The sequence below is a fragment of the Mesorhizobium sp. CA8 genome (genome assembly GCF_020164955.1).
In the GTDB taxonomy this organism is placed as follows: Bacteria; Pseudomonadota; Alphaproteobacteria; order Rhizobiales; family Rhizobiaceae; genus Mesorhizobium.
In genome coordinates, this window is sequence record NZ_JAIUHG010000051.1 from 1 (window position 1) to 11,350 (window position 11,350).

Consider the following 11,350-nt stretch of genomic DNA (forward strand, 5'->3'; position numbering starts at 1 on the left):
ACCATCTGATGCTGGCCTCCAATCCAGCCAGCATCTTGAATCACAAATCCAACCGAGCGGGAATCCCTTCCGATTCTATCGAGCGGTGAAACGCTCTAGATCCAACTGCTGCAAGCGCTTGGGGGGCTGGTGCAACCGCAAGCGCGGAGGTGCGACGAATGTTACCGCATTAAAAGTATCTGCAGGTCAGCGACGTTGGTGCCGGTAGCGCCTGTCATCAGCAAGTCTCCTGAAGTTGCTAGGGCCGCGTAAGAATCATTGTTGCGAAGTAGAATGTCCGGGTCCTCGCCAAAATCCCGCATCCAGGAAATCGACCCTGCATCGACGATACCTCCGGCCGCATCAGTAGGCCCGTCACGCCCGTCTGTACCGCCGCTTAGAAATACCCACCTGCGGTGGATCGCCTTTGCTTCGTTTGCAAGCGCGAACCGGAGCGCCAGCTCCTGATTGCGTCCGCCCTTGCCAGTGCCCGAGACCTCGACCGTCGGCTCACCACCGGCGACAATTGCAAGCGGTCCTTGATGGCAAGCATGTTCGAGTGCGAGGCCGTGGAGCTCGCGGGCAGCATTACCAACATTGCCGGACAACCAGTCCGAGGCCTTGAGCACACGAATGCCGCATTGCAAGGCCTTGGCCGTCAGGCGTTCAAGACTGATGCGGTTAGATACGACCACCACATTCTCGACGCGATCGCACATTGTTTCTGAGATGCATACATCAGTGGGAATAAGAGCTTCCTTGAATCTCGAACTGACACTGTACGTCGAAAGCACATCAAGTGCCCGGGCAGCAGAGGCATAGGGTGAGGCCGTTGGGCCACTGGCCACCAGGCGAACGTCATCGCCCGGCACGTCGGAAACTATGAGGGCCAGGATGTCGGCCCTCGATGCCAATTGTGCCAGGCGCCCACCCTTCAGTCGCGAAAAATACTGCCTGACAGTATTGATCTCCCGAATGTCAGCCCCAGATCGGATGAGCGCGTCGTTCAGCGCGATCTTTTCAGCCAGCGAGAGTCCCGCCGCAGGAGCGCACAAAAGTGCCGAGCCGCCACCGCTGACGAGGACCAGAACGAGGTCGCCAGGTCCCGCAGACCGAGCAAGAGTCTCCACGACACAACCGGCCTTGAGGCTCTCTTGATCCGGCAGCGGGTGCCCAGCGACTATAACTTCGACACCGCCAATCGCTACGGCGTTTTCGGCATTGGTGACAGCTATCGCCTTGTGCAACTTGCTGCCAATCAACGGCAATGCCGCAGACGTCATCGCACAAGCCGCTTTGCCGAAGGCGATAAGGATTACACGTCCGGCCCTCTCGAACCGGTCGGCGCGCTTCTCCAGGGCAGCGGCAACTTGGAGGCCGGGCTCGGCCGCAGCGATGCCCGTCCGAAACAGATCGATCGCCTGTTTGCGTAGATCCATCAATTCCGATGCAGGGCCGGGCAGCATCCTCACACCACCCGATCCGGAGCGGGTCTGCCCTCGAAGAAGGCGGTGACGTTGTCGAGCGCCTTCATGCCCATCGCCTCCCGCGTTTCCGCGGTCGCACTGCCGAGGTGGGGAAGCAGAACGACATTTTCTCGATCGAGCAGACCGCGGGGCACTGCCGGTTCCTCGGCATAAACATCAAGCCCGGCCCCGGCGATCGTTCCCATGTCGAGTGCGTGAATCAGTGCGATCTCGTCGATCACATCTCCGCGCGCCGTATTTATGAGGAAAGCGGTAGGCTTCATGGCTGAAAGCCTGGCCTCGTCGATCAGATGCTTATTGTCGGCGCCACCAGGGCAATGCAGCGAGACGAAGTCCGACTCCGCCAGAACCGCTTCGATGGATGGAAGTTGTCGGGCAGACATTGACCGGGTAACGTCGTCTTCAACCCTGGAACGGTTATAAAAGACGACGTCCATGCCGAAGCCGAAATGCGCTCGACGCGCCATAGCTTTGCCGATGCGTCCCATCCCAATGATCCCAAGCTTTTTGCCCGAGATCTTTGCGCCGATGAGATGTGTTGGGCACCACCCCTTCCAGCCGCCGGAGCGCAGTTGTCGCTCACCCTCCCCGGCACGGCGCGCAACCGACAGGAGGAGGCTCATCGCGATATCCGCAGTGCAGTCCGTCAGCACTCCCGGTGTATTCGTCACTGCAATATCGCACTGGCGGGCAGCCGCCACGTCTATATGGCTGAAACCGACCCCGAAATTGGCGAGCAATCGTGTGCGGCAGCTGTCGGACGGAAACACTGAGGCGGGCAGTCGATCGCTAACAGTGGGAAGAATTGCGTCATAGGTCTGGAACGCCGTCGCGAGATCCTCTGTCGTCAGCGGCACATCGTCGGCATTCAGCACTGCGTCGAATCGTTCGGTCAGAATCTTCTCCACTTTGGCCGGCCAACGGCGGGTTACCATCACACGCGGGTTCATTCATAACCTCTCAACTTTGCACAATCACATGTGCGAAACCGCCGGACGACTCCGGCGGTTCGCGATGCTGGCAGTTTGGACGCGACACCTTGACGCGGCCTTGGCGCAGGCTCAAGCCGCCCTCAGCCTCTGTTCCAGCACGTCAGCGATGGTGGAGCCGAAAGCTGCCGGGGTGGGCACAATCGTGACCCCGGCGCCGCGCAGTATCTCGACCTTCTCCTGCGCCGACTCGCCGAAGGCGGAGATGATGGCGCCGGCATGGCCCATGCGGCGGCCCTTCGGGGCGGAGAGGCCGGCGACGTAAGCGATCAGCGGCTTCCTCATATTGTCGCGCGCCCAGATCGCGGCTTCGGCTTCCTGCGGGCCGCCGATCTCGCCGATCATCACCACGGCGTCGGTGTCGTCGTCGCGCTCGAAGAGCTGAAGGATGTCCTTGAAGGACGAGCCGTTGATCGGATCGCCGCCGATGCCGACGCTGGTCGACACGCCGATACCCAGCGCCTTCATCTGCGAGGCAGCCTCGTAGCCCAGCGTGCCGGAACGGCCGACGATGCCGACGCGTCCGGGCAGATAGATGCTGCCCGGCATGATGCCCATCAGCGCCTGTCCGGGCGTGATGACGCCGGCGCAGTTCGGGCCGACCAGCCGCATGCGGTCCTCGAAGCGGTAGCGGCGCATATAGCGCTTGACCTGCATCATGTCCTGCGAGGGGATGCCGTCGGTGATGCAGACGCACAGTTTTATACCGGCATCCGCCGCTTCCATGATCGAATCCGCCGCGAAGGGCGGCGGCACGAAGACGATGCTGGCCTCGGCGCGGGTCTCGCGCACGGCACCCTTGACGGTGTTGAACACAGGCAGGCCGAGATGCGTCTGGCCGCCTTTGCCGGGAGTGACGCCGCCGACCAGCTTGGTGCCGTAGCGCTTCATGTCGTCGGCATGGAAGCTGCCGATCTTGCCGGTGAAGCCTTGAACGATGACCCGCGTTGAGCGGTTGAGCAAGATTGCCATGTTTCCCTTCCTCAGGCTGCTTTTTTCTTCTTGGCGGCCGCGCGCCAGGCGGCGACGGCCTTTTCGGCGGCTTCGGCCAGCGTGTCGGCGACGATCACCTTCTCGCCGGAATCGGCCAGGATCTTGCGGCCTTCCTCGACCTTGGTGCCGGATAGGCGCACCACCAGCGGCACGTCGACGCCGACCTCGCGGATCGCCTTGATGACGCCTTCGGCCACCCAGTCGCAGCGGTTGATGCCGGCGAAGATGTTGACCAGGATGGTCTCGACATTCTTGTCGCCGAGCACCGCGCGGAAGGATTTCGCCACCCGCTCCGGCGAGGCGCCGCCGCCGATGTCGAGGAAGTTGGCCGGCTCGCCGCCGGCGATCTTGATCATGTCCATCGTCGCCATGGCGAGGCCTGCGCCGTTGATGATGCAGCCGATGTTGCCGTCGAGCCCGACATAGGAGAGGCCGCGGTCGCTGGCGAAGGTTTCGCGCGGGTCTTCCTGGCTCTTGTCGCGCAACTCGGAAATCTCCGGCCGGCGGAACAGCGCGTTCTCGTCGAAGGACATTTTCGCGTCGAGCGCGACGAGGCTGCCGTCGCGCGTCACCACCAGAGGATTGATCTCCAGCATCGAGGCGTCGTAGTCGCGAAACACCTGGTAGCAGCCGAGGATGGTTTCGGTCGCCTTGCCGATCAGGTTGCTCTCGAGCCCGAGGCCGAAGGCGATCTCGCGCGCCTGGAAGCCTTGCATGCCGACGCCGGGATCGACAGTGGCGCGGATGATGGAATCAGGTTTTCTCTCGGAGATTTCCTCGATCTCCATGCCGCCGGCGGCCGACGCCACGATCATGACGCGCTCTTCCTTGCGGTCGAGCACGAAGCCGAGATAGAGTTCCTGCGCGATGTCTACGGCTTCCTCGAGATAGAGGCGCGAGATCAGCTTGCCGCGCGGGCCGGTCTGGTGGGTGACCAGCTTGCGCCCGAGCATGGCTTCGGCTGCGTTGGAGATCTCCTCGTCGTTCGAGCAGAGCTTGATGCCGCCGGCCTTGCCGCGCGCGCCGGAGTGGACCTGCGCCTTCAGCACCCATTTCGCACCGCCGATCTCCCTGGCGCGGTAGGTCGCCTGCTCGGGGCTGTAGGCGAGGCCGCCGCGCGGCACATGCACGCCGTGGCGGGCAAGCAGTTCCTTGGCCTGGTATTCGTGGATGTCCATCATGTCCTCCCGGTATGTCTATTGCGCGGCTTGCGGCTTTTGTTCGCTAACGAGTTGGCCTGCGCGCTCGATCGCCTCGTTCACCACCAGCACGTTGCGCGCCATGCGCTCCGACGCCGCGTCGATCATCTTGCCGTCAAGTGCGGCGGCGCCTTTGCCGAGCGCCTCGGCCTCCTTCAGCACTTCGAGGATGCGCCTTGCCCGAATGACTTCTTTCTCCGGCGGCGAGAACACGTCGTTGGCCAGGGCGATCTGCGAAGGGTGGATCGCCCATTTGCCTTCGATGCCAAGCGCGGCGGCACGCCTGGCGGCCGCTTTGTAGCCTTCCGGGTCGGAGAAATCGCCGAACGGCCCGTCAATGGCGCGCAAGCCATAGGCGCGGCAGGCGACCGTCATGCGCGACAAAGCGAAATGCCACTGGTCGCCGGGATAGTCGGGGTTGAGCCCGCCGATGTTGACCGTGCGCGCCTTGTTGCTTGCGGCATAGTCGGCGACGCCGAAATGCATGGCTTCCAGCCGCCCGGGCGTGGCGGCGATCGCCTCGACATTGGCCATGCCCAGCGCCGTCTCGATCAGCGCCTCCAGGCCGACACGGGTCTTGAAACCCTTGGCCATCTCGATCTGGTTGACCATGGCCTCGACCATATAAAGGTCGGCCGGCACGCCGACCTTCGGCACCAGGATCGTATCCAGCCGATCGCCGGCCTGCTCCATGACGTCGACGACGTCGCGGTACATGTAATGAGTATCGAGGCCGTTGATGCGGACCGAGACCGTCTTCCCCTTGGCGCGCCAGTCGATATCGTTCAGCGCCTGGATGATGTTCTTGCGGGCGCGCTCCTTGTCGGGCGGCGCGACCGCGTCCTCGATGTCGAGGAAGACGAAGTCGGCGGCGCTGTTCGCCGCCTTGTCGATCATTTCCGGGCTGGAGCCCGGGACGGCGAGCTCGCTGCGCTGCAGCCGCAGTTTCTTCAAATGATTGATGGTGTGGCTCATGATGCGCTCCTCACGCCGCCTTGGCGACCGGCACGTCGGCCGTGCGGCGGAAATGCTCGATCGCCGCCGCCACGCCCGAGCCAGGGGCCAGGCGCACGCCGCAATCGAGCAGCGCCATTTCTGCGGCCGACAGCGAGGCCAGCACCATCACCTCGTTCAGCCAGCCGAGATGGCCGATGCGGAAGACCTTGCCGGCCACCTTATTGAGACCGCCGCCAAGTGAGGTCTGGTAGGCTCCGTAGGCGCGCTTGACGACATTGGCGCTGTCGATGCCTTCCGGCACCAGGATCGCGCTGACCGTGTCGGAGTGCCATTGCGCTGTCTTGGCGCAGAGCTTCAGGCCCCAGGCGTCGACGGCCTTGCGCACGCCTTCTGCCAAGCGATGGTGACGGGAGAAGATGTTTTCCAGTCCTTCCTCGGCGATCAGGTCGAGCGAGGCACGCAGGCCGCGCAGCAATTGGGTCGCCGGCGTGTAAGGGAAGTAGCCGGCGTCATTGGCGCGGATCATGTCCTCGAAGGAAAAGTAGCAGTGCCGGTGTGTCGCCACCCGCGAAGCGGCAAGCGCCTTCGTGCTGACCGACAGGAAGCCGAGGCCGGCCGGCAGCATGAAGCCTTTCTGCGAGCCGCTGACGGCGCAGTCGACGCCCCATTCCTCCTGGCGGAAGTCGATCGAGCCGATCGAGGAAACGCCGTCGACGAAGAGAAGGGCAGGATGGTGCGCCGCGTCGAGCGCGGCGCGGCAGCCGGCGACGTCGCTGGTGACGCCGGTCGCGGTCTCGTTCTGGGTGCAGAAGACAGCCTTGATGCGGTGCGCCTTGTCGGCCCGAAGCTTCTCGGCATAGAGCTCGAGCGGGACGCCAGTGCCCCATTCGCAATCGATGACATCGACATCGAAGCCGAGCCGCTCGGCCATGTCGACCCACAGATGCGAGAACTGGCCGAAGCGCGACATCAACACCCTGTCGCCGGGGCTGAGCACATTGGTCATCGCCGCCTCCCAGGCACCGGTGCCCGAGGAGGGGTAGATGAAGACGCGGCCGGTCTCGTTCTTGAAGACCTTTTTGATGTCCTCGAACAGCGGTAGCGTCAGATTGGGGAATGAAGCGGCGCGCATGTCCTCCATTGGGAGGTTCATTGCCTGGCGTACAGCCTCCGGGACATTGGTGGGCCCCGGAACGAATAGATGAGTGTAACCGGCCATAAAATCCTCCTGCACAAGCGGCTGACCCGCTTTTGGTCGTCGCAGGAAGCATGAGTCGGCAGACAACCGCCTACAACACCTGTCCGGATAGAAAATGATTTATTGGCCGGATAGGTTCTGCCTACCCGGCAGGATAGTTGTCAAACGGACTCGTTCAGTTGCGCTCCAATGCCATGTCTAGAACACGTCCGACATGTCCGAAATGGAAGGGGTAGTCGTCCGAAAGCGACGGGGCAGATGTCCATAGACACCTGAAATGCAGCGAAATCCCAAGAAGAGGAAGCGATGCGCTATTCCGGCTTCAAAATCATTGACGAGGCAACAACAGGTCACTGTGGCGGGAAGCCCGTATGGCGCGAGCTGGAACCCAAGCGGAAATACGACATCGTGGTGATCGGTGGCGGCGGGCACGGGCTTGCACGGCATACTATCTTGCCAAGGAGTTCGGCGAGGCAAAGGTGGCGGTCGTCAAGAAGAGTGGATCGGGGGCGGTAATTTCGGCCGTAACACCACGATAGTTCGTTCCAATTACCTTTTGCCCGGCACGAGCCGTTCTAAGAATTCTCGATGAAGCTTTGGGAAGGGCTGGAGCAGGATCTGGTCAGCCAGCGTGGCTTGCTCAATCTATGCCACACGGTCGCGAGGGGGGAACCTTGCGTTGGTCGCTGCCGAGTGCCGGAGCAGATTGGCGCCTCGGGAAGGCGCATCGTCGATACCCCCCCTTACAAGAGCAGGGCTGACGATGGCAAGGGTTCGTAGAAAAATCTGCTCACCGGACGGCAGGTGGTCGAGCATCCCGCGGATAGTCGATGGCCGCCTCGCCAGCGTCATTCCCACGCGGCATATCCAACTCAACTGCATCACCCCCCTGCATTCCACCAGAAAGCTCACGAACCGCCGCGCTCGGTTCACATATCTGGTGGAGAGATAATCGGCCGGCGGATGCCGCGAAAAGCGGCGAATGGCATCGTCATCAACTTCGGCAATGGTATCTTGGTGCGCTGAAGCCATTGTCCGAAATGGCGGGCCGGAGGGGTTCGCCGCAATGGTGCGCGAGAAGATAGGTGCCGATCCGTTCAGTGGTGCAGTCTATGTCTTCCGCGCGAAACGGACGGATCGGATCAAGCTGATCTTCTGGGACGCCACCCGCGTCTGCATTTATGCGAAGCGGCTGGAGGATGGCGAGTTCCGCTGGCCGAAAGTGCAGGATGGCGTGATGCGGCTAACGGCCGCTCAGTTGTCGGCGCTGCTTGAAGGACTTGATTGGCGGCGCGTTCTGAAGCCCGCCGGACGGTTGCTCCGGCGTAGGCGGCTACCCTCTTCCCGTATCGCATCAGGACCGTTTAAGCTGAAGGGGGTGCCGCCAAATGCGTGTCCCTCCCGACAAAAGAGGTGTATTGGCCTGCGGCGGGCAAAAGCTGATCCATAAGAGGTAATGACGTGCTAAATGAGCTGTTCGAGAAAAACCGGGCCTGGTCGGAGGAACGCCGCCGCGAGGACCCCCGCTATTTCGAACGGCTTTCCATCTTCAGCGGCCGCAATACCTCTGGATCGGCTGTTCGGACAGCCGGGTGCCGGCCAACACGATCACCGGCTTGGAACCGGGTGAGGTCTTCGTCCACCGGAACGTCGCTAATCTGGTTCACCCGAGCGACTTGAACCTGCTATCGGTGCTTGAATATGCGATCGACGTCTTGGAAGTGTCACACGTGATCGTCTGCGGCCATTATGGCTGCGGCGGCATCCGAGCTGCGCTCGACGGAGAACGGCACGGCATCATCGACCATTGGCTGCAGCCCATTCGCGATGTGGCCGAACAGAACAGGGACGAACTGGACCGCCTCCCCGACATGACTTCGCGCCTCAAGTTCGTCTGTGAAATGAGCACGCGCAACCAAGTGGCACGCCTTGAACGCACGCCCATCGTGCAGCGGGCATGGAAACGCGGCAAGCGGGTGCGGATTCACGGCTGGGTCTACGGACTGACGGACGGATTGCTTTCTGACCTTAAGTGCAGCGTGCCCCCGCTGCAATCGGGGGCTGAGCCGGACTACGGTCGTTTGCCTATGTGAGCGCTTATCTTTGCGGCGTACATCCGAATGGGGGTTTTGAAAACTGCGGGTAATCCATCTCCAGACCGTCCCCTCAACCCTTCAAGGCCTCGTTTAGCCAGGTGCTCGAAGATCCTTTCGAGATTATCAGCCCCACCACCGCCCTGTTCCGCTCGCCGGAGTCGTCGATAAACTGCGGGAAAACTATCACAGCGCTCTTCAGGCTTCGGACACAGAACTCCGAATGGCTGCCATGAAGTGTGCCGTCGTCCACGGTTAGTTAGCCAGCTCTGCCCGCTGATCGCTCGCCGCTAATCGGCACCGCCGGAACGGAAGTGCGAACCAGCTGAGGGCCGGCATAATACCCTTCGGGCAGCCAGAAAATTAGCTCGTGAACCAAGCGATGTCCCTCGAGGATCTTGGCCAGGCGGTGGCGATGGCCGCCGGCAGGGCTCTCACCGAGGCGTCGGGTCGGATGACACCGAAAACGGCTCCGGCAATTGCGGCGACCGGCGTCGACCTTATCTCGGTCGGATGGCTTACCCACAGCTCCCATCCTCGACACGGGGCCAGCCGACCGGAACTGCAGCAGGCATCTGAACTGAAGGAGAGGACATGAACCGGGATCGCAGGAAGTCCTTTCGACGCAGACCAACTTGCGCCGACCCTCGACGCGCAAGCCTGTTCGCTGGCAGACCACATCAACTCAACGGGCGAGGAAGGAGTGACTGGCCAGGAGCAAACAAAAGACCGCGTGGAAGCACTTGGCCTCATCATCTCCCGGCTCGATGAACTGCCACAGATGGCTAGCTTTCACGGACTGGAACCACTCGGTTGCCTGCTGGATGTCGCCTTCATCGAATCCTGCGACGCGATCAGAAGAGAGCGTTCATACGCTCAAGCCGAAGAAACCACACGATAGGCTTTGAGAACGACTGAGGACGCGAGCCACGTGTGGCTCGGGACATTGCAAGTCTTTTCTGGAGGAAGAAACGCGCAAAATCGTCGCCGGAAAGCTGCACGGCATCCACGTTACCGAGGCCAATCTCAACTATCATGGCTCGATCACGCTCGAGCCCGACCATTGCGAGGAGGCAGGCATCCTGCCGATGGAATTTCGTCGAGATCTGTGTCGTGCTCCCCGTTTTGTCCGCATCTATAAGTTAGCCCTGTTCACGTTGTGATCCTTGACGGATCGGGTTGCATATTCAAGCGGGGTGAGCCCATCGAGGCTCGTGCTGGCGATTCACATTGTAGTCGATCCTCCATTCTTCGATGCTGTTGCGGGCATGCCGGTACCTGGTGAAGAGCCGCTCATTGAGGCAGTCATCGCGTAGCCTCCCGTTTAAGCTTTCCACGAAGCCATTTTGCATCGGCTTGCCCGGCGCGATGTAGTGCCATTCGACCTGCCGGTCCTCCCGCCACGCCAGGATGACATTCGACGTCAGCTCCGATACGATCATGCAGGGTAACCGCGATGCTCGGCGATGATGTCGAGTTCGCGGGGCGACACACTCACCCGACATCGAGTTGTCGACGACCGTGGCCAGACACTCCCGGCTGAAGTCGCCGATGACGCACAGGATCCGGAAGCGGCGGCCATCGGTCAGCGTGTCGGAGACGAAGTCGAGGCTCCAGCGCTGGTTGGCGCCCTGCGGGATTGCCACCGGCACGCTGGTGCCCAATGCCCGCTTGCGCACCGTCAGCCGCTCCTCGCGATAGAGGCGATAGAGCTTCTTCCAGTTCATCGCCACGCCTTCACGCTTCAGGAGCAGGTGCAGCCGGCGGTAACCGAAGCGCCGGCGCTCGGCGGCCATTTCCCGCAGCCGCCTGCGCAGGCCAAGGTCATCGGCCCGGCTCGAACGGTAGCGCTAAACCCGCGGCTCCATGCAGACGAGCCCGCAGGCCCGGCGCTGCGAATAGCCCTTGTTCTTAATCGCCCAGGTCACAGCAGTTCTCCTTGACCCAGGCCGTCAGAAGTTTTTTCCGAGCATCTCGCGCAAGATCGAGTCGTCGAGCATCGCATCGGCCAGCAGACGCTTCATCTTGCCGTTCTCCTCCTCAAGAGCCTTCAGCCGCTTCGCCTCCGACACATCCATGCCGGCATACTTGAGCGCCACTTGTAGAAGGTCGCGTCGCTCACGCCGTATTTGCGGCAAAGCTCCGTCGCCGAGAGCCCCGCCTGGTGCTCCTTCAAAATGCCGATGATCTGTTCGTCGGAAAATCGTTTCCCTGTCTCCTCATCCGGATAACAGGCTAACCTCAAAGCGAGGACATTTCAGGGGAGCACGTCATCTGAACAAGGACTCGGGCGCACGGATCTCGACCTATGTCATCCTCGGCGAGCGCCGATCCCAGTGCTGCATCCTGAACGGCGCCGCGGCCCGCACCTGTCAACCGGCATAGGCGCTAAGATAGGTATTGCGGCGCGGAATCGGTTGTGATTCTACGCTGGAGATGACACACGAATCGCTTG

General features: G+C 61.8%; 7 protein-coding genes and 6 pseudogenes. 6 read left to right on the top strand and 7 right to left on the bottom strand.

All coding sequences use genetic code 11. From position 1 onward, the window contains the following. Window positions 1-161 precede the first annotated feature (161 nt). The 6 genes from LB553_RS30255 to LB553_RS30280 all read right to left on the bottom strand — a co-directional run bounded on the left by LB553_RS30255 (window position 162) and on the right by LB553_RS30280 (window position 6,823). Complete coding sequence (locus LB553_RS30255; RefSeq protein ID WP_224518615.1) at window positions 162-1,445, bottom strand: glycerate kinase; 1,284 nt, start codon at window positions 1,443-1,445, stop codon at window positions 162-164. 2 nt (window positions 1,446-1,447) lie between these two features. Continuing rightward, entirely contained in the window at window positions 1,448-2,416 is a 969-nt protein-coding gene (locus LB553_RS30260; RefSeq protein ID WP_224518616.1) for a 2-hydroxyacid dehydrogenase, read from the bottom strand. A gap of 111 nt (window positions 2,417-2,527) precedes the next feature. Next, a complete protein-coding gene (gene sucD, locus LB553_RS30265) occupies window positions 2,528-3,427 on the bottom strand; it encodes a succinate--CoA ligase subunit alpha (protein WP_224518617.1) in 900 nt (299 codons plus the stop codon). A gap of 11 nt (window positions 3,428-3,438) precedes the next feature. Beyond that, entirely contained in the window at window positions 3,439-4,626 is a 1,188-nt protein-coding gene (locus LB553_RS30270; protein ID WP_224518618.1) for a malate--CoA ligase subunit beta, read from the bottom strand. Window positions 4,627-4,644: 18 nt separating this feature from the next. Beyond that, the gene (locus LB553_RS30275; protein WP_224518619.1) at window positions 4,645-5,622 is read right to left on the bottom strand and encodes an HpcH/HpaI aldolase/citrate lyase family protein; all 978 of its coding nucleotides are present in this window, start codon (window positions 5,620-5,622) and stop codon (window positions 4,645-4,647) included. Window positions 5,623-5,632: 10 nt separating this feature from the next. Then, window positions 5,633-6,823 (bottom strand): aminotransferase class V-fold PLP-dependent enzyme, encoded by a 1,191-nt coding sequence (locus tag LB553_RS30280; RefSeq protein ID WP_224518620.1) that lies wholly within the window; start codon window positions 6,821-6,823, stop codon window positions 5,633-5,635. Between the two features lie 285 nt (window positions 6,824-7,108). Between LB553_RS30280 and LB553_RS30285 the strand changes: the two are divergent. From LB553_RS30285 to LB553_RS30305, 5 genes and pseudogenes are all read left to right on the top strand, one after another. After that, window positions 7,109-7,468 (top strand): annotated as a pseudogene (locus LB553_RS30285) (FAD-dependent oxidoreductase); the annotation flags it as partial. Window positions 7,469-7,868: 400 nt separating this feature from the next. Next, complete coding sequence (gene tnpB, locus LB553_RS30290) at window positions 7,869-8,252, top strand: IS66 family insertion sequence element accessory protein TnpB (RefSeq protein WP_263484327.1); 384 nt, start codon at window positions 7,869-7,871, stop codon at window positions 8,250-8,252. A gap of 11 nt (window positions 8,253-8,263) precedes the next feature. Next, window positions 8,264-8,895 (top strand): annotated as a pseudogene (gene can, locus LB553_RS30295) (carbonate dehydratase). A 382-nt stretch (window positions 8,896-9,277) separates the two neighbouring features. Next, window positions 9,278-9,479: pseudogene (locus tag LB553_RS30300) on the top strand (nicotinate-nucleotide diphosphorylase (carboxylating)); the annotation flags it as partial. Between the two features lie 375 nt (window positions 9,480-9,854). After that, window positions 9,855-9,992, top strand: a pseudogene (locus tag LB553_RS30305) (aspartate 1-decarboxylase); the annotation flags it as partial. A 38-nt stretch (window positions 9,993-10,030) separates the two neighbouring features. On the opposite strand, the pseudogene LB553_RS30310 reads toward LB553_RS30305, so the two are convergent. Then, window positions 10,031-11,140, bottom strand: a pseudogene (locus tag LB553_RS30310) (IS3 family transposase). Between the two features lie 32 nt (window positions 11,141-11,172). Here LB553_RS30310 and LB553_RS30315 point away from each other — a divergent pair. Next, window positions 11,173-11,274: pseudogene (locus LB553_RS30315) on the top strand (aspartate 1-decarboxylase); the annotation flags it as partial. Window positions 11,275-11,350: the final 76 nt, after the last annotated feature.